Origin of the sequence: Legionella erythra (assembly GCF_001467615.1) — a bacterium.
GTDB lineage: Bacteria > Pseudomonadota > Gammaproteobacteria > Legionellales > Legionellaceae > Legionella_C > Legionella_C erythra.
In genome coordinates, this window is sequence record NZ_LNYA01000003.1 from 338026 (window position 1) to 357604 (window position 19579).

Genomic DNA, 19579 nt, shown 5'->3' on the forward strand with positions numbered 1-19579 from the left:
TCCGCCTATGGTAAGTAAGGGGCTATATGTCTTAAAATGCGTTGCTCTACCGGTTCCTGATGGGTTGGAAAGGTAAAGGGTTTCCCGGTAATCATTTCATACAGCTGGATATACCGTGCGGATAATTGTTCCACCAATTCCTGCGGCGCCTGCGGCAATTCCTTGTCGTGATAGGGATCGCAGTGGCTAGCAAACCACAGCCTTAAAAATTCTTTATCGATGTTTTCCGGCTCAAGGCCTGCCGCCAGACGCTCCTGATAAGAAGACGCCAACCAGTAGCGGCTGGAATCCGGGGTATGGATTTCATCGACAACCAGCACATTACCAGCTTCATCCACGCCAAATTCGTATTTGGTATCAACCAGAATCAACCCATGCTTTGCTGCCAGTTCCACGCCGCGCTGATATAATTTCAGCGCTAATTCACTGGCTTTTAACCAATGCGCTTCCGTCATCCATCCCTCGGCAATGATTTCGTCAGGGGATATCGGGCGATCGTGAATTGTTTCCTTGGTGGTCGGGGTTAGTACCGGCTGTTTTAGGGGTTGATTTTTCGTTAAGCCCTCAGGGAACGACACACCGCAATACTGGCGGATGCCTTTCTGGTACTGGGTCCACAGGGAGGTGTCCGTTGTCCCGGTAATGTAACCGCGCACCACAAACTCAATGGGAAAAACCTCGCATTTTTTGGCGACAAGGACATTGGGATCGGGCACTGCAATCACATGATTGGGAACCACGTTGGCCGTTTGCTCAAACCACCAGGCACTGGTCAGGTTCAATACCTGCCCCTTGCAGGGAATTAAGGCCAGCGGGCGGTCAAACGCGGTCAAGCGATCCGTGGTGATCAACAGGATACGATCGCCCAAATCGTAGGCGTCCCGAACTTTGCCCTGACTGCGGTGGTTAACCGGCAACCGGGTTTTATCAAGCAGAAATGGCAACTGGGCCCGGATTTCATCCCGATAACGAGGTGTCGTAGCGATAGCATTCATGAGCGTATGGATTCCCTATCATGTTGGTGGAAAGAATTCTATCAATCAGCGTGGCGACATCGGTTTCATCACTTTCAAACTGCCAGACAATACCGTTGTGAACCGCTTTCACGGTCTTAAAACCATAATAACCGGTTATGGTTTGCCACATGTCCTGACCGAGCACATCGTCTTTGGGTCGAACTAAAAAAGACTGCGCATGGCGTGAGTTGATTGCAGCAGGACGCACCTCTTCTTCCTTGCGCTCACAATATAAAACACCAGCCTGTTTAATCGCTTGCATGTCCTCTGCATTCGGGCCTGTTAACTCCCAATGGGTATACCGATGAACACGTACCGGGAATCCGCGCGCCTGCAATGCTTTCTGAACCGTCATCGCCTCATTGTCGGTGATATTTAATTTAACCAGGCATTGGTGGGCGGGCGACGGCAAACGATACACCTTATCTGGCAAGGAAGCCGTTTGAACAGGGCAAGGCATGGAGCCAATCAGATTGCCGGCTTCAATGTATGCGCGCATGGATGTAAATAATTTATCGCCATTAACTGTGCGTTCCGGATGCGGCATCATCGCCAGCACGTTACCGGTCGCATTGCTGACTGCCGCGATGTTATTGACTGATCCATTAGGGTTCACCGGGAACTGGTCAACAGTCCGGCCTTCGGCATCACAATACTGGAATAGATGGAGTCCCTGCGCGATGATTTGCTGCAATAGCGCGTCAGGCATGACAAAACGTCCCTGGGCATGCGCGACGGGCAGGACTATCCTGTCGTCTGCATCAAGGTGATGGGTAAACGCATTGGCTTGATGTCCCTCGCTCAAGCGCAGGGTCACCCAATCGTTGTAAAAACCGGTGCCAAGAATTCGGCCTTGATGGATACGCTGGTTTTCAGTTAATGCCATGTGCCCGGCAGCCTCAGCCAATCCCGGCACGAGACCCGCTTCAACCAGGATTTGCGCCCCATTGCAAATACCTAAAATGGGTTTGCCGAGGCGGGTTTGCTGTTTAATCTCCTCCATGATCGGGTGTAAGGCCGCAATAATGCCGGCCCGTGAGCGATCCTCGTAGGAAAATCCACCGACAAGAATAAAGCCATTCAATGCTCGCAGCGTTTCTGGCGATTCATTCCATAATACTTCAACCGGTTGCATGCCTGCCCGTTTTACCGCCAGGGCGGTTTCACGTTCACAATTGGAACCGGGGAAAAGCAACAATCCAATGCGTATCATAGAAGGCTTACCTTTTGCTGGCCGCGAACGACTTTGCCAATTTCATACACAGGCAGGGAATAGGATTTTTGCAACACATCTCGTACCGCGTTTAAATCTTCAGGCGACACAATCATAATGAGGCCGGCCCCCATGTTAAATGTACGGTACATTTGCTCATCGTCCAAACGGCTCACCTGCTTTATCACATCGAAAACAGGCAAATGAGGGATGCGTTTTTTTTCAATTTCCACAGCACAGTCAAGCGGTAAAATACGGGGAATATTGTCCAATAAACCGCCGCCGGTGATGTGGGCCATGCCTTTGATGGCGATGCCCTGTGCTAAAATACGATGCACCGGTTGCGTGTAATTGAGGTGGGGCGTCAATAATTCTTCGCCAATGGTGCGCCCCAAATCATGATGGTAACTGTCCACATCGAGCCCTAAAACACCAAAAAACAGTTTCCGAGCCAGCGAATAGCCATTGGTATGCAGGCCGCTGGAGGGGAACGTCACCACACTGTCGCCTTCACAGATGGTTTTGCCGGTAATGGCTTTATGTTTATCAACCACCCCGGTAATCACACCAACCAAGTCAAACTCCCCAGGCAGATAAGTACCCGGCATTTCTGCGGTTTCGCCGCCCACCAGCGCAATCTGATTTTCACGGCAGGCAACGACCATGCCGCTTACAATTTGCTCAATGATGGCTGGATTGAGCTTGTCATTGGCAATGTAATCAAGCAGGGTCAGTGGTTTGGCACCCAGAACGATGATGTCATTCGTGGTGGCACTGACTAAATCCATGCCAATGGTATCGAATTTCTGCATCCGTTTAGCTACCATCATTTTGGTGCCGACGCCATCAATGCTTTGCACCATAACCGGATGCTGATACGCCTCCAGCAGGGGTTTTAAATCAAACATCGACGCAAAATGACCAATCCCGGTTAAGACGCGCGGGGAAAACGTGCTCTCCACAGCTCTTTTGATGCCTTGCACAGCTCTGTTGCCGGCATCAACATCCACACCAGCGGCTTTGTAATCAATGCTTGTCACGACAGTCTCCTTCACGTAAACCGTTTTCCCAGACCTCGCGGGCGAGATGCAGCGGTAAATGGATGGCTGAATGCACGCTCAGGGTGGGAGAAACCGTTGTTTCGCCGATAGCGACGCAGGGAACATCGCTTTTTTTGAATAATTGTTCAATTGACTGAGCGTGTTGCGGTGGTACCTCCAGGATAAACCCGCCCTCTTCAGCGAATAACCAGGATGCCAATGGTGCATTCGCAGGCGGAATAATGTCGACGCCAACGTTGTTTTTGAATGTCATTTCGGCTATCCCCGCCGCGAGTCCTCCCCGGGTTATGGAATGGGCAGCCAGAACCAAACCGTGTTGAATCGCCTCATAAACAGCCTGCAATTCGGTGTGTAAGACGGCAAGATTGGGTTGGGGGAGATCCGTGCCGGCGTGGTGTTTAAGGGCATCGTAGACACTGCCGCCGCCTTGTTGGCGCCGCTCGCCAATCAGATACAGCACCGAACCAGGCTGCTTTAAATCGAAGGTAAGTGCCTGGGCATAATCCGGCATCTGACCTAAACAACTGATCATAGGACTTGGGGGAATAGCGCCTGAGGTGGATTCATTATAAAGCGACACATTGCCTGAAATAATGGGTAAACTCGCTCCCGTATCCAGCATCTTCACGGCGTTTGCCGCATCAGCGATGCCGTTAACCGCCTCCACAAAATCCCCCATTTGCTCCGGTTTTTCAGGGTTGCCGAAACACAGACAATCGGTCAGAGCACAAGGCCAGGCACCGGTTGCGACCACTTTACGCACCGCTTCGGTAACCGCATTGACAGCTCCCCAGTAAGCATTGATTTTATTGAAGCGGGGATTTTGTCCTACCGCCAGTGCAATACCGGTTTTTTGAATTTCTTCGGGGTATCTGTCGTCATTGAAAGGGGCCATGACGCCCGCATCGGCGCATCCGCGCTCCAAAATAGTACGCCCCTGCACCTGCTTGTCGTACATTTCGTAAATGGGGGCTCTTGAGGCAATGTTTTCATGGGCGAGTAAATGGAGGAGGGTGTCAGTCAAGTCTTCACAGTCAGGCCGCTCGGCTTTTGAAACCCTGCACGAGCGGCTGACGTAGGGTCTGTCATATAAAATCCCCTGCGTAATGTCTTTCGCGCAGGCATTGACCAAATCCTTGCCCTGATAACGCACCACATAACGATCATCCTGGCGCAAACGGCCGATTACGGTGGCCTTCGCGCCATCACAGATTTCGGGTAAGGCAAAGCGTTCATTGTAGTGATTAAGCACATCCGGAATAATGCTTTTGGGTACAACCCACATGAAGCGTTCCTGGGTTTCGGAGCACAGAATAACCGCAGGCAGGAGATTGGCCATGCTGGTTGGCACGGATTCCAAATCAATGTCAGCCCCATAGCCACCTGCTTCAGCCAATTCAACGCTGGCGCAGGCAATGCCGCCGGCGCCCAGATCTTTAAAGCCTACCCGATCAATCAGGTTGCGTTCACTTAACCACGCAAAGAACGCATAATTGGCTTTCAGCAGATGCCGCTGCAGAAATGCATTGGGTTCTTGCACCGCCCCCTTGTTTTCCTCTTCCTTCCCGCTGTCTAGGTTGGACGAGGCAAAGGCGGCGCCACCAAAACCGCTGTTATCGGTCGGTTTGCCAACCAGCACAAAATAATAGTCATGCGCATCGGGCGGCGCATAAGAATGAATGACCTGGTCTTCACGGACAACGCCCAAAGTGACTACGGTCACCAGGCAATTGTCGTTATACCCCTCATCGTAACTTACATCGCCTGCCAGGTTAGGGATACCCAAAGGATTGGCGTAACCGGCAATGCCACGAACAACGCCGTGTTGCAACCACCGGGTTTTAGGCCGACGACGCTCGCCAAAGCGCAAACTGTCGGCGACTGCAATCACTTCAGCACCCATGCAGCACACATCACGGACATTGCCGCCCACGCCGGTTGCAGCGCCTTCGTAAGGCACCAGCTGCGACGGATGATTGTGTGATTCATGGCTCATTACAATGCCGTAACGGCGTCCCTGGCTGTCGCTTGCCACAGCTACAATTCCCGCATCTTCCTTGGGTCCAAGAATGACATGCGGGGCTTCGGTAATGAACCGTTTGAGGTATTTTCTGCTGCTTTTATAGGAGCAATGTTCAGAACCCTGGATGGACCAAAGAATACATTCGGCGTAAGTAGGAGGGCGTTTTAACAGCACATTCTGAATAGTCAGGGCTTCATCAACGGTAAGCCGCAGGTTGAATTGCTGAAGCCGGCAAGCCGCTTCATCCCTGGACAATTGAGAAAAATCAAAAAAATCCGGCGTTTTCAACACGTTGAGGACCTGGCCTGCAAGCTAAAACGTAGCCATACGATAATGATGTTTTCACATAAAATCAAATGTTTTGTGTGTATTACTTTTACGTCCTGCTATTGACTTTCTACAAAACAATGTATTCTTCCCGGTTTCTATCGTGATTTTTGGAAAATATGAATACACTGGCTGTTTTTTGTGGCGCAAAACTCGGGCATTCGGCGGTTTATGCCGAGCAGGCCAATGCTCTGGCTGATGTCATGGCCGATAAACACATCACCTTAATCTATGGCGGCGCCAGGGTTGGGCTTATGGGGACGCTGGCCAACCGCCTTCTTCACCGGGGAGGAAAGGTCATCGGCGTGATTCCGCAGTCGCTGGTTGACGTCGACATTGCCCATACCGGATTAACCCGCCTTCATGTGGTCGACTCCATGCACGAAAGGAAACGGTTAATGGCGTCACTCGCAGATGGTTTTCTCATGCTGCCGGGCGGCGCCGGCTCCCTGGATGAATTTTTTGAAATGATGGTTTTAGCGCAACTTGGTCATCATAAAAAGCCTTGCGGCCTGCTGAATACAGCCGGTTATTATGATGCCCTGCTCCAATTTCTGGATCACGCGGTCGCGGAAGGTTTTTTAAACAGCGGCGGCCGCCACGCGATTCTTACTCATCATTCGCCTCTGGATTTACTGAATAAATTCCTTCATTATCAAACCACTTCCGATTCACGGTGGGAAAAGCGACCCGTGTCGGTGGATGCCCATCAGGCAATTACCTGATTATTTTAGGGGCCCGCATCAGGGCGTTAGGTACAGGCATTAAAGGCCTTATTAATTTTATCTTAATCTAAAACTGCTAAAGTAAAGTAGTTTGTAAGATTTGTTATTTTCCTAAGAGTTGTATTTATGATTACCGTCAACATCTGGCTTTCAACCACCAAATTGTTTAACCACCGCATTACCCACAGCTATTTTGGGCCGCTGTTAGCTTCCCAGGAAAATAATGAACACATCGGGCATGCCAACCTGCAACTGGAAATTACTGACCACTCCCCTCATTTTGCTTATTCTCAAACGGTTTTAGAGCCCCTGCGTGGCAAAGCTACGCTTAAAACCATCGCGGTACCTGTAGCTGAAAAGAAAGAAAACCACGCATCCCTCGAGCCCCAATTGGTCCGATGCAACAGTTTTACGCTCAGTTTCTGGCCTGACGAGCGCCCCAAACTGATAAAAGAAGCGGCACAATTATTTTTCAAAATGACGAACAGCAAACCCCGGGTTAAAGGGATTAAACCGGAATTTAAAACCCATCAGGAGGATATGCTGCTTGAAGAGACGGCTTCTAAACCGATCACGATGACCCATCCTTCATTGCAATATAACCGGGACAACCCGCTGCACCGGCGCCAGCAGGCACTAAAACAGGAGCTTGGCGAACTAAACGAACTCCATAACACGTTGACTCTCTACACGGCCAATCTTAAAGCCAATGGTCTGAAACAGGAAAAACTGCTGCAGCAAAAGAAAACTCTTACTAGCCAGCATATGCAGGCGATGCAGCCGCTGCAAGAGGATTTGCAAAAAAACAAAGAAAGGCAAAAAATCACCCAAAAGCAATTATCCAGGAAAAAAACGGTGCTTCGTTACCTGGATACACTGGAGCAACGTGATGAGCAATCCAATAAGCAGTTTCTGACATTAACCAGGGAAATGAATAAACTGACCAGAAGGCAAGAGCGGCTTCAGCAAAAGGAAAAAAAACTGCTGCAGTCTGAAAAGGATATGAACCTCGCTTACACGCACAATGTTGAGGAACTACAAGAGCAATTATCGCGTCAGCAGCAGGAAGGCGTTGCATTTAAAAAACAGATTGACGACACCACCCTCCTTCTCAATGGCAGAGATGAGAGCTATCTTAAAGCCTTACGCGCAGAATACATTGATCTCAGTTTACGCGAAAATGCATTCATCAATGAAAAATCGGAGACAACGGTCGGTCGCCACCCCGATCTGACCCTGTACTTGCCTGTGGCTGATTCAAACACAATCGGGCTTGATGAAAAGAAAATCCTTAAGGCTCTGGAAGAGGAAAACGGGCAAGCCTATTCGTTTTTCACCAACAATTGCGCAAGCAGCGTCAAACGCTGCTTGCTGGCGGGAATTGATAAAACCTTACAAAGGCAATTGGAGGATGCAGGTCTTGCACCCGACTTTTTCCAGGTGAAAAAAATAGAAACCTGTCAATCCTTAAAAAGATGGACCAAAACCCTGGAGCATCACCTTATTGAACTCAATGCCGCGGCTTCCCGTCCTGATACTACGCCGGTTTTAACCTTCTAGCACCTATTCTTATTTGCCAGCGTTTAAAGGCTCTGGCAAATTCAACTGTAAAGGTTTTTTAAATCCTGTCGACATAAGGTTATCAAGAAAAAGAAAAAGTGACGCGACCATGTCCATTCTCAACTCGGATGTTTTGAAAAGCCATGTGAACCGTTATTCCATGCTTGGCCTGCTGATTTCGATGGGCAGTATTTTAACCGCAACGCTGATAGTCGCCTATCAAATCACGGGCAGCATCTCGCTTGAGAGCATCGTGCTCGCTCAAACCACCAACCCGGCCATTTGGGCTCTGGATCTCACCCCCTTTATGTTTGCCTACTGGGGGCAATCCTTCTGCTATGGCCTGGTGAACAAGGCTGAAACCATCCTGCGGGACAAAACACGGGAATTAACCAGCAAAAAAGATGATCTTGAAATCAAACTCAAATACGAAAGCACCCATGACAGCCTGACCAACCTGCCCAATTACAGGCTGTTTGTGGAAAGAATCAAACAGGCCATCACGCAAATTGAACAGGAAAACCAGGCCAGTAGAGCAGCGGTATTTGTATTGAGCATCAGCGACTTTAAAGAAATAAGCTACACGTTTGGTACGTTTCATTCCAACAGTTTTCTCAAACAGTTTGCCGAAAAATTAAAAAGCCTGCTGATTGAACCGTTTATGCTTGAGGCCTACATGGGCATGAATGTGATTGCCCGTTTAAGGAATGATGAATTTGCCATCCTCCTGCCACGCTTAAGTCCCGATCAGGATATTGATGAACTGCTGCATCGGATTCAGGAATACACCTCGGTCAATTTCATGATTGAGGGCATCAATATGAACATCATGACCACCATTGGCGCAGCCCTTTATCCAACTCACGGCACCAAAGCTGAAACATTGATGATGCATGCCACCGACAGTATTTATTTTGCCAAGAAAGAAGGCAAGCCCTATGCCATTTATCACAAAGACATCCAGGAACGAACAACCATCAATCGTGAAATGCTGGATGAATTTGAACAAATCATGGATGCCGAACAGGCTGTTATCCAGCTCCAGCCTCATATTGAACTGGCCTCAGGCAATATTGTAGGCGTCGAAGGCTCGGTTAAACTGGATTTGGCGGATAGGGAAATTTTAAATGAGGAAAAACTCTTTCAACTGATGAACGATACCCGCTATGCCAAAAAAGTCACGTTTTTCTCGCTAAAAGCATTGATAAAACAATTATCTATCTGGCATAAAGAAGGACACCTTCTTTACGGCGAAGTCGATTTGTCCATTATGGATATTGGCGATCCTGAATTAGTCAGCATGATTAAGGATTTGCTAAGCGCTCATCAGCTTGAAGGAAAATACTTGAAATTGTCCTTAACTGAAAAAGCATGCTTGAGTGATCAGGCCCGCGCTCTGCATACCTTGATGCCGCTAGTGCAACTGGGCATTCAAATTTCCATTAAGGATTTTTCAACCGGCTATACCTCCTTTGTTTACCTGACCAATTTTCCCATCCACGAAGTAAAAATTGACCGATCTTTCGTCATCAAAATGGGACAGGATGAAAAGAAAACACGCATTGTCCATACCATCATTCAAATGGCAAAGGCCCTTGAATTAAAGGTCATGGCCTCTGGCATTCCGGATGAGGCAACCGTTGAACGACTAATCCGGCTCGGTTGCCCTTACGGGCAAGGGGCCTATTTCGGATCACCGGTAAGTATCGAAGAAATCACCGAAAAATTAAACAAAAAGTAGCATTTAACTCTAGACTTAAGGTAAGCCATTATTCAGGGAGAATTCGATGGACTATAAACAATTAAAGGATGATAACGGGCAAATCTATTACGAAGTGAAAACAACGGACTTCGCCCTGATAACCAACCCCATCCTGAATAAAGGCTCCGGTTTCAGTAACCAGGAACGGGTGGATTTTAAATTATTCGGCCTGCTGCCACCGGAAGAAAGCAATCTCGCCCAACAACGCGCCCGCTCCTATGAAGCCTTTAAGAGCAAACCCAGTGAATTGGAAAAATACATTTACATGCGTGACTTGCAAGACTCCAATGAAACCTTGTTTTATAGTTTGCTGTGTGAGCACATCACCGAAATCATGCCCATTGTCTACACACCCGTCGTGGGCTCAGCCTGTCAACGCTTCAGTCATATTTACCGCCGCCCACGCGGCTTGTTTATTTCTTACCCCTACCGCGACAAAATCGACATGATTCTTGCCAATCCCCGTTTTGATAACGTCAAAGCCATTGTAGTCTCTGACGGGGAGCGCATTCTCGGTCTTGGCGATCAGGGTGCTGGAGGCATGGGGATTCCCATTGGCAAGCTCGCGCTGTATTGTGCCTGCGCCGGCATTCATCCGGCTTCTACCCTGCCGGTGTTACTCGACACCGGGACCAACAACAGCGATTTATTACAGGATCCCTTGTACATGGGTTGGCGCCATGAGCGGGTACGCGATCAGGACTATGATGCGTTTGTTGATCTGTTCGTTCAGGCGTTGAAGAAGCGATTTCCTCATATCCTGTTGCAATGGGAAGATTTTGCGCTGCAAAACGCCACCCGCCTGCTCAACACCTACCGTGACCAGTTATGCACCTTCAATGACGACATTCAGGGAACAGCGGCCGTCGCGACTGGCACTTTGTTTGCCGCCGTTCAGGTCACCGGCATTCGATTGAGTGAGCAACGCATTGTCATTGTCGGTGCCGGTTCAGCTGGATGCGGCATTGCTGAATTGATTGTGCATGCCATGGTTGAGGACGGCATTTCCGAAGCGCAGGCGCGTTCGCAGATTTATATGATTGACCGCAACGGCTTATTGCTCGAAGGCATGACCGGCCTCCTGCCCTTCCAGCAACAATTGTTAAAATCACGCGCCGCCATTGCAAACTGGCAATGCGATAATCATGCTGAAATCAGCTTGAAAGACGTCATACGCAACTTACATCCCAATGCCCTGCTCGGTGTTTCAGGCCAACCCAACCTCTTTACCGAAGAATTGGTTCGGGAAATGGCAGCCCATGTGGAACGTCCAATTATCATGCCGCTTTCCAACCCGATTTCCCGCAGTGAAGCTGTCCCACAGGATTTAATCCAGTGGACTGACGATCGTGCCGTGATTGGCACGGGCAGCCCGTTTGGAATAGTCAAGCGCCGAGGCCAGGATTTCCGTATTGATCAGACCAATAATGTCTACATTTTCCCGGGCATGGGCCTTGGTTTGATAGCCGTACAGGCAAGACGGGTCACGGACAAAATGTTCATGGCAGCAGCTAAAGCCTTAGCCAGTTGCTCCCCCGCGCGGCAAAATCCCAACGCCAACCTGCTGCCCCCGCTTGACGAGGTGCGGGAAGTATCCTACCAGGTTGCGCTCGCAGTGGCTAAAGAAGCGGTAAAAAGTGAATTGGCCGATTACAAAACCGAGGCAGACATTGAACAATGCCTACGCACACACATTTGGGAACCAGTGTATGTTCCTTATCGCAAGCCTTATTAAGCCTTAGCGCGACGCGATGGCGCGCTGGGTATTCTGGTAGAGCAGGTCGGCAAAATCATCGGCGCTCAGGGGCTCAGCAAAATAATAGCCCTGCCCCTGATCACAACCCAATTCTTTAAGCAGCTGCAGCTGCTCCTTGTTCTCGACTCCTTCGGCAATCACTTTTAGCTTCAACCCATGCCCCATGGCAATAATCGCCTCCACAATGGAGGCGTCGTTGCTGTCATTGGTGCAATCGCGGACAAAGCATTGGTCGATCTTAAGCTTGTTCACGGGGAATTTTTTCAGGTAATTCAAACTGGAATAGCCTGTACCAAAATCATCAATGACAAAATCAACGCCAATAGAATCGAGTTTCAGCAACAAGGAAATGATTTTCTTGGTATTGTCCATGAGGGTGCTTTCAGTCAATTCAATCTCAAGATAGCCAGGATCCATTCTGGATTGCTTTAAGATATCCTCCAGCGTATCGATAAACCCCTCCCGTTTAACCTGTACGCCGGACACATTAACCGCCATGCGGATAGGCGGCAGCCCCATTTTCTGCCAGGCGACATTCTGCATGCAGGCGGTTCTAATCCCCCATTCTCCTAAAGGCACAATTAATCCGCATTCTTCAGCAGCAATGATAAAATCATTGGGTAAAAGAATACCGTAATCGGGGTGTTGCCAGCGCATGAGCGCTTCCACAGCGCAAATTTCGCCGGTTTCAATGTGGATGATGGGTTGATAAAGCAAAAAAAATTCTTTGTTTTTTATAGCATTACGGATCTGGCTTTGAATTTCCAGTTTCTTTTGCGACTGGTAATTAATTTCTTCATCATACAACTGGTAATTATTTCTCCCCTGCCGTTTGGCAAAATACATGGCCATGTCGGCATTTTTAAGCAGGGTGGTGGCATCCTTACCGTGATGAGGATAGGTGCTTATCCCGATGCTGGTCGTCACCACAATATCATGGCCGCTGAGTTTAATGGGTTGGGTCACCTTATTGAGGATGTGGTCAGCCAGGACGGTGATGTCTTCCCTATGGCTGTTCATGAACAGGATGACAAATTCATCTCCGCCAAAGCGGGATACCGTGTCACTTTTGCGCACACAATCCTTTAAGCGGACAGCCACCTCCTGTAACAGCTGATCCCCGGCATTGTGCCCCAGTGAATCATTGATGATTTTAAAATTATCCACATCCAGGAATAACAACGTTAAATGGTTTTGAAAACGTTGGGCGTAGACAATGCCCTGCTCAATGCGATCGTAGAGCAGGGTGCGGTTGGGTAAACCCGTCAAAATATCGTGATTAGCCTGATAGGCCAGTTGATGCTCCATTTGTTTGCGTTCACTGATATCGCGATACTGCCAGATATGCCCTGCCTTGCCTTTGTCCGCTCCGTGTGGTTTGACATAGAGTTCAAAAAATTTCCCATCCCTGCAGGTTAATTCATCAATCCATTCATGCGCTGACTGTTCATGAAAATGCTCCATTTTACGGGCATACATGTCCGGGTTTTCCAGTTTGGATAAAATATGCTGGCTGATATCCTGATAATTATACCCCGTGATTAAATCCTGAGGGATTTCCCACATATCCAGAAAAGTCTGATTAAAATATTCAATGTGGCCATGATTATCAACCACCAGCACGCCGAATTCGCTCGATTCAAGGCTGGCACGCAGAATATCAAATGATTTCTCCAGCGCATTCGTGCGTTCCGCCACCTTTTTTTCCAAAAGCTGATTATTAAACCCCAAATCGATGTTGGTTAAACGCAGTTCCAGCGAGGACACCACCAGGGAATTTAAGTAATGCGAAGACCCCAACATGACAAAAATATAAAGAAAAACGCAGTACCCCAGAAGAATATTATCCCCGCCCTGGGCAAAAAGCCAAATCGCATAAGGTAGAACAGCCGGTAACAGGAAGGCGATGTACACCGAACGAATGGGAGAATAATAAGAACTGGCCGATGCCGTAATTCCCAAAAGCACAATCACGACAAAATTCTGCTGGAATACACTGTCGACAGTAATAAAAACGCCCGCGGCAAATCCCCAGCCAACGCTTGAAATCAATACCCCAATAACAAACAGGATTAACCAGGCTTTCTGACTACGCGTTTCATAATGGTGGCGGTAACGCCAGACGATATAGCCCCGCCAGGCGGCTGATGCGATAAACATATAAACCAGCCAACCGATTAACACATGTTGGTTAAAAACAGTCCATAAAGCGACACAAACAGAGGTAACAGCCAGGCATTCCCCAAATAACGCCACGGGAATTTGATCATAAAGCAACTTAATCTGCGATCTCAGGATATTTTTTGGCACGATAGAATAACCTTATGTTCGCATGCCAGATGATTAACAGCTGCTCTTTTTTTCATAACGTCCTGTCGGGTTATCGCTAAACCTGTCAAAATAAACCGTTTATTGCTATTAGTATAGACGCTGGCAAACGGCTTTGGAGCCTCCCCTCCCCTAAAACTTTTTCCACGCTCTGGCTGTACAGAACGGCAACTCTTCCTATACTAATACTAAAAGAATCAGGATGATTTTTTCTATGATTAAAGAATTGGAACAAGCACTTAGCCGAGTCCTTTACGGAAAGGAAGAGGTCATTCGGCTAGGCGTCAGTTGCCTGCTTGCCAATGGGCATTTACTCCTTGAAGACATTCCGGGTATGGGTAAAACCACCTTCAGCCACGCCCTGGCGCATTTTACCGGTATGCAGTACCGCCGTATCCAGTTCACCAGCGACCTGCTGCCCAGTGATTTAATCGGCGTATCGATATTTGATGCGACAACGCAGCAATTTCGCTTCCATGCCGGTCCCATTTTTTCACAACTCATCCTTGCCGATGAAGTCAATCGCGCCACACCACGAACCCAAAGCGCCTTGCTTGAAGCCATGGAGGAACGGCAAGTCACAACTGAAAACGGCACACAGCCCTTGCCTGAACCCTTTTTCGTCATTGCCACTCAAAATCCCTCCCATCAGACCGGAACTTATTTCCTGCCCGAATCGCAACTGGATCGCTTTTTAATGTGTTTAAGTATTGGTTACCCGCCTCCCGATGCCGAGCGGCAACTGCTGAAACTGCCGGAAAATGGCAAACTATTTGACCAACCACCCGTCAGCACCATTGAACAGCTTCTGACCTGGCAACAGCAAAGCCTGCAAGTCCATGTCGCCGAAACCGTGTTGGATTATATTCAAAGTCTGTTGGCTGCCAGCCGTTACCAGGGTTGGTTCAACCACGGTTTAAGTCCGCGCGCGGGCATGGCGCTGGTTAAGGCAGCCAAAGCCTATGCCCGGACCGAGGAACGTGATTTTGTCCGCCCGGACGATGTACAGGCGGTGCTGCCTGCTGTCGTCAATCATCGCCTGGTGATTAAACAATCCCATATCCACCATTCCCCGGCTGAGATGCTGCTTAATCATGTTGAGGTCCCGCTTTGAACACACGCATGGCCTACCGCATCAAACAGTATTGGTTTCGATGGGCAAGGCAGCGCAACGCCCCAGGCGAGCCGCAACACCTGGAAAATGCCAACCTCTACATTTTACCGTCACGCTTTGGTTTGGCCTATGGGGCTGTGTTATTAACCCTTTTTCTCTGCGCTATTAATTACCAAATCAGTGCTATTTTTTTATTTACTTTCTTTTTAGCGGTTATCGGCATGATCAGCGCCTGGGCAACCCATGCCAATCTGAAAGGATTGACAATCACCAGCACGGAGATTGCCGATGTGCCCAGAGGATCGCCTGTGGCGGTACGGTTATCGATTAAAAACACGCGCGGACCGCGCTTTAGCCTGCAATGCTCTATTCACCCAGAAGATGATCAAACCATTGATTATCTGCCGTCAGAAGGGGGGCAGGTCAGCCTTTATCTGCAAGCCAGCCGGCGCGGTTGTTTTATGCTGCCGCCTGTCCAGTTTTGCAGTGTTTTTCCCTTTGGCCTGTTTCGAACCTGGGGATATGCTTTTTTTGACAAGTCTTACTATGTTTACCCCGAACCCGTGTCCCCCGGTTTTTCGCCGCCCGCGGTATCAAGCGATGAGGGCAGCAATAAGAAAAGCAAGGCGGGCATTGAGGATCTGGAAAATCTGAAACCGGTGAATAATCCCTGGACCCAGGCCAACCGCATCGCCTGGAAAATTGCCGCCCGCGGTCAGGGTTGGTATCTTAAAACCATGAGCAACCCAGAGGGCCGGTTATGGTTGTTTAAACTCGATGACATCCCGTCCATGGACATTGAACAGAAACTGCAGCATGTCAGTTACTGGCTGATTGAAGCAGAGCAACAGGGATTGGTCTATGGGCTTGAATTAAAGGGGATTCGCACCGAGTTCTCTCACGGTGCCAATCATTTGAAACAATGTTTACGCCAACTGGCGCTTTACTGATGGATTTGACAACGCACACACCAACCCTGCGTCTCGCCCTGCTGGTGATGATGCTCTGCTATTTGCCGCACGGGATGACCATGCCCTTATTGCTGTCATTGATGGCTTTAAGCGCCATCGGCTATCGCCTGCTCGTGAGCTATTACCCCATTCCTTTACCGTCAGGCGGGGTAAAAATCGGTTTAATTGCCCTGTACCTGGGCTTGTTATTCTGGCAATACGGTACCCTGTGGTCAGGGCAGTTTTTTATTGGCTTTTTACTGCTGTTCGTGGCCCTAAAAAGTTTGGAGCTTCAGAGCCTGCGTGACTTGCGGATCATTATTCTCTGTAATTTCTATTTAATCCTGACGACAGTACTTCTCTATCAGGAGCTATGGATTTTTGTTTATCTTCTAATCGCGGTCTTTGCCAATCTGTTGCTCATGCTTAAACTCTTTGCCCCCAAAGTGCCCACATGCTTTGCGGGCAAGCTGATTGTCAGGCACATGCTGTTGGCGATTCCCATTACACTGGTGGTTTTCTACCTTTTTCCACGGTTGACCAACCCCTTATGGCAAGTGCCCTCCATATCGCGGGGGCAATTGGGATTTAATGAGGAACTCAACCTTGACAAAATGACGGAACTCTTTAGTGATGACTCCATCGTCATGCGGGTGACGTTTAAATCGACTTTCCTGCCCACCCTTTATTGGCGTGGGATCGTGCTCAGCCATTACGATGGCTGGCGCTGGACTGCCCGGCACCGCGACAGCACCTACTTTCCACCCCTTGAAAAAATTCCTCAGGGGCAAACAGCCGACTATCAGATTCTCCTTGAACCGCACCAGAAAAAATGGCTTTTTTATCAGGACTACCCCTATGCCGCCAATCCCAACCTGCTGTATGCGCCAGGGCTTGGTCTTGTGCAGCCGGGGGATAGAGCGGTCTATCAACGGTTTGCCTATGCCGTGGTTGAAAAAAGGCCTTTTTATCTGCCCATTTCCCTCAGAGACAAGCAAATCAATACCTATTTACCGCCTTTAAGCAACCCGCGATTACGTGCTTTTGCGAAACAGGCATTCAGCGCGGCCCATGGCGATACAGAAACCTTTATTACCCACCTGAAGAATTACATTCATAGTCAACCTTTCTGGTACAGCCTGTCGGTCAATAGCCCGGGACGCCTCCATCAAATGGATTATTTCTGGTTTGAACAACGCAAAGGCTATTGCGAGTATTATGCCAGTTCGGTAGCCTTTATCCTGCGGTCGGTTGGCATTCCAGCCCGGGTGGTGGTGGGTTATCATGGCGGGCAATGGAATCCCCTGTCCCACTATCTGACTGTACGGCAAAATGATGCCCATGCCTGGCTTGAATACTGGCAAGACGGCAAAGGATGGCGGCGTTTTGATCCCACACTCTACATTGCTCCTGAGCGGATTGACCGGGCCATCCGGGATAAACAGGGTGATGCACTCGCCTCCCAGTGGACTCAGGAAGGATCGCTCCCCTGGCTTGCGCAGACTGGCTTGTTCCTTGAATCCCTGCAATTTTTCTGGGAGAGGTGGCTGCTTTTCTATAATTACGACAATCAACGCGCTTTTTTAAAAGAGCTTGGCCTTAACCATTGGGATGGACAAACTCTGATCAAGGTGTCTATTGCTGCCCTGCTTGCTTTTTTATTAATCGGCAGCCTGATTTATCAATGGCAGCAGCGGTACCGGGATCCCATGGCGCGCGAACACGCACGATTACACAAGCTGCTTAAAGCCTTAGGGGTTGACGTCGCTCCACCCACCACCTTAAATAGTCAACTGCGGGCATTGGGGCTTAGGCTTCCTGCCTTACGCATGAAACTCAGCCAGTATTATCGTGAGTATGAATTGCTGCGATTAAGGCCTTTTTCCGATAAAACCAAGGGTTACCAGAAAACCCTTCAATGGTTAAAATCCTTATCGGCTTATTTAAAGCAGGTTAAGAAGGGACATAGCCAGGATGGCCGTTTCCCATAGCAGGATTGATGATTTCGAAATCATCGCCGCTAGACTCTGGGGATAAATCAATCTCCTTCGAGTCAGCAGATTCCCAAGCAGGATCCAGGTATTTAAAATCGTCTTCTGCAGTATGTCTTGTCTTCCGCCCTTCTGGTGATTTTTTAAAAGCGGCTTCGACATTGCTGCCTTTCGGGAGAACCTGATTCTCTGCGGATGAATGGTTTACTGCTTTTTTATCCGATTTTTCCACCCCATCAATCAGTTTATTCAATAATAATTTCCCCGCCTGCAAAAGGACAGCGCCCAGAGTTAGCGTGCCGGCGGCTGCCGTGGCCGTGGTTAACGAAAGCCCCATCAGGCCGAATAACTGCACCAAAGGGTAAGCCAGCGCATTGAAAGCCGGAGCAGCGGCAGGACTTGCGGCCATGATCATTGGCACAATAACCGGTGCGGCAAAGTACACCAAGGCCGCATAAGCCGCTAATGATACCACCGCGCTTAAAATACCCAGCGCGGGATGAATGCGCCAGGCTTCTTTAAAACTGGTGATGGGAGACGTCACCGTACGAATCGCAAAGTACAGGCCTTTAAACAACCCCTGCAGGGTGAGGGTGCTTAATAACAGGCCGCTACGCAGAAACTGGGTCGCCGGATGCGTTGGCGCCCAGGTTATCAATTGATTTTTAAGAAAACTAAACGATTCTGACAAGCCATTGGCCAGTAATTCCGGCAGTTTGATGGCATTGATTAAGGGATTCACAATAAAACCCAGCGTCACGACATACACCACCTTACGGAAAATGCCCTTTTTGGAGGGCCAACCCATAAAATAATGACCAAAATGCAAGGTTTGACGCGCTTTGCCATTTAGACCAGGCAGGTAGGTGTCCAGCCAGGCTTTTTTCATGAACGAGAAAAAATGATTATCGGCAAGCGCCTTATAGGGGGAGTCCCCTAATTTATTGGCAGTCTCGCTGACAGGGTTTTTGAGTTTACCAAGCAAGCCATCAACCGTGACGGCTTTACCTGCTTTTATCAATTCTCGCAGGGCCAGCAATTGCGATGCATGATGATAACCGCAGGAAACCCCATCAAAAAAAGACTGGGTCCCCAAAGCGGAATGCACGGCAGGCCTGGTCTCTTCCTGCCCATCATGCAGGGTAAAAGACGATTGCGGCCTTGAAGACAAGGCATTCCATAAGGCCGGAAGCAGCCGACGCCAGTTAAACCCCCGTTCATCCGAGAAGAATTTTTGAGGATCGCTTGCCTTAGGATCAAAAAAATGAATATCGCCGTTAGGCGGCATATACATGCTGACGATATGACGCTCGGTCACGCCATTGCCGACGACGCCAGCGAGAACATGAAAGCGGTCCTTTTGTTGTCTAAATTCAGGGATATTCGCCCGCAAACTGGCCAAGGCACTGCCCAAACCCTGTTGAATGGGGGTCAGAATAACGAGAATTTTATAATCGCCCTTGATTGTCTCAATGCAATATTTTAATCGCTCCCTACAGAGTGGATTAGGCTCAACGACTTCTATATCTGCAAATGATTGCGTTAAAATATACTCCATCGTTTCATTGTTTAAAACCGCATAACCCGCCATGCCAGGATAACTCATACGTCTCGATTGCACTCAGAATAACAAAAACAGCTTAAGGGAGAATTAAAGACTATAGCTTGATAAACAATGATGCACGGCCTACGCACTTCAATTTTCAATCAAACTGAGCAAATGTTCTAAAAAGGAATTGTCCCATCCACCGAT

Annotated in this window: 13 protein-coding genes; 7 read left to right on the top strand and 6 right to left on the bottom strand. The window is 48.9% G+C overall.

The genetic code is table 11. The annotated features are described in order from the left end of the window. Window positions 1–5 precede the first annotated feature (5 nt). Genes Lery_RS02695 through purL form a run of 4 tightly spaced genes read right to left on the bottom strand, consistent with a single transcriptional unit; the run spans window position 6 to window position 5604 of the window. Window positions 6–995 (bottom strand): phosphoribosylaminoimidazolesuccinocarboxamide synthase, encoded by a 990-nt coding sequence (locus Lery_RS02695; protein WP_058525703.1) that lies wholly within the window; start codon window positions 993–995, stop codon window positions 6–8. Further along, window positions 958–2229 (bottom strand): phosphoribosylformylglycinamidine synthase I, encoded by a 1272-nt coding sequence (gene purQ / locus Lery_RS02700; RefSeq protein WP_058525704.1) that lies wholly within the window; start codon window positions 2227–2229, stop codon window positions 958–960. The genes Lery_RS02695 and purQ overlap by 38 nt, the downstream gene beginning before the upstream one ends. Then, window positions 2226–3269 (bottom strand): phosphoribosylformylglycinamidine cyclo-ligase, encoded by a 1044-nt coding sequence (gene purM / locus Lery_RS02705; protein ID WP_058525705.1) that lies wholly within the window; start codon window positions 3267–3269, stop codon window positions 2226–2228. The genes purQ and purM overlap by 4 nt, the downstream gene beginning before the upstream one ends. Beyond that, complete coding sequence (gene purL, locus Lery_RS02710; protein ID WP_058525706.1) at window positions 3256–5604, bottom strand: phosphoribosylformylglycinamidine synthase subunit PurL; 2349 nt, start codon at window positions 5602–5604, stop codon at window positions 3256–3258. The genes purM and purL overlap by 14 nt, the downstream gene beginning before the upstream one ends. Before the next feature lie 155 nt (window positions 5605–5759). Between purL and Lery_RS02715 the strand changes: the two genes are divergently transcribed. From Lery_RS02715 to Lery_RS02730, 4 genes are all read left to right on the top strand, one after another. Next, entirely contained in the window at window positions 5760–6365 is a 606-nt protein-coding gene (locus Lery_RS02715) for an LOG family protein (RefSeq protein ID WP_058525707.1), read from the top strand. A 126-nt stretch (window positions 6366–6491) separates the two neighbouring features. After that, window positions 6492–7925, top strand: coding sequence for a hypothetical protein (locus Lery_RS02720; RefSeq protein WP_058525708.1), 1434 nt, complete (start codon window positions 6492–6494; stop codon window positions 7923–7925). A gap of 109 nt (window positions 7926–8034) precedes the next feature. Beyond that, entirely contained in the window at window positions 8035–9666 is a 1632-nt protein-coding gene (locus tag Lery_RS02725) for a bifunctional diguanylate cyclase/phosphodiesterase (protein ID WP_058525709.1), read from the top strand. 46 nt (window positions 9667–9712) lie between these two features. Continuing rightward, window positions 9713–11422 (top strand): NAD-dependent malic enzyme, encoded by a 1710-nt coding sequence (locus Lery_RS02730; protein ID WP_082657100.1) that lies wholly within the window; start codon window positions 9713–9715, stop codon window positions 11420–11422. 3 nt (window positions 11423–11425) lie between these two features. Here Lery_RS02730 and Lery_RS02735 read toward each other — a convergent pair whose 3' ends face one another. After that, window positions 11426–13753, bottom strand: coding sequence for a putative bifunctional diguanylate cyclase/phosphodiesterase (locus Lery_RS02735; RefSeq protein ID WP_237759127.1), 2328 nt, complete (start codon window positions 13751–13753; stop codon window positions 11426–11428). Window positions 13754–13985: 232 nt separating this feature from the next. Between Lery_RS02735 and Lery_RS02740 the strand changes: the two genes are divergently transcribed. The 3 genes from Lery_RS02740 to Lery_RS02750 are packed head-to-tail and all read left to right on the top strand — an operon-like array spanning window position 13986 to window position 17826. Next, on the top strand, window positions 13986–14885 hold the full coding sequence (locus Lery_RS02740) for an AAA family ATPase (RefSeq protein ID WP_193392294.1): 900 nt from the start codon (window positions 13986–13988) through the stop codon (window positions 14883–14885). Then, window positions 14882–15835: a hypothetical protein gene (locus tag Lery_RS02745; protein WP_237759128.1), complete on the top strand. Its 954-nt coding sequence runs from the start codon at window positions 14882–14884 to the stop codon at window positions 15833–15835. Before Lery_RS02740 ends, Lery_RS02745 begins: the two co-directional genes overlap by 4 nt. Beyond that, a complete protein-coding gene (locus tag Lery_RS02750) occupies window positions 15835–17826 on the top strand; it encodes a transglutaminase TgpA family protein (protein ID WP_058525712.1) in 1992 nt (663 codons plus the stop codon). Before Lery_RS02745 ends, Lery_RS02750 begins: the two co-directional genes overlap by 1 nt. On the opposite strand, the gene Lery_RS02755 is transcribed toward Lery_RS02750, so the two are convergent. Beyond that, window positions 17789–19432: a hypothetical protein gene (locus tag Lery_RS02755; RefSeq protein WP_131750922.1), complete on the bottom strand. Its 1644-nt coding sequence runs from the start codon at window positions 19430–19432 to the stop codon at window positions 17789–17791. The genes Lery_RS02750 and Lery_RS02755 overlap by 38 nt on opposite strands. Window positions 19433–19579 lie beyond the last annotated feature (147 nt).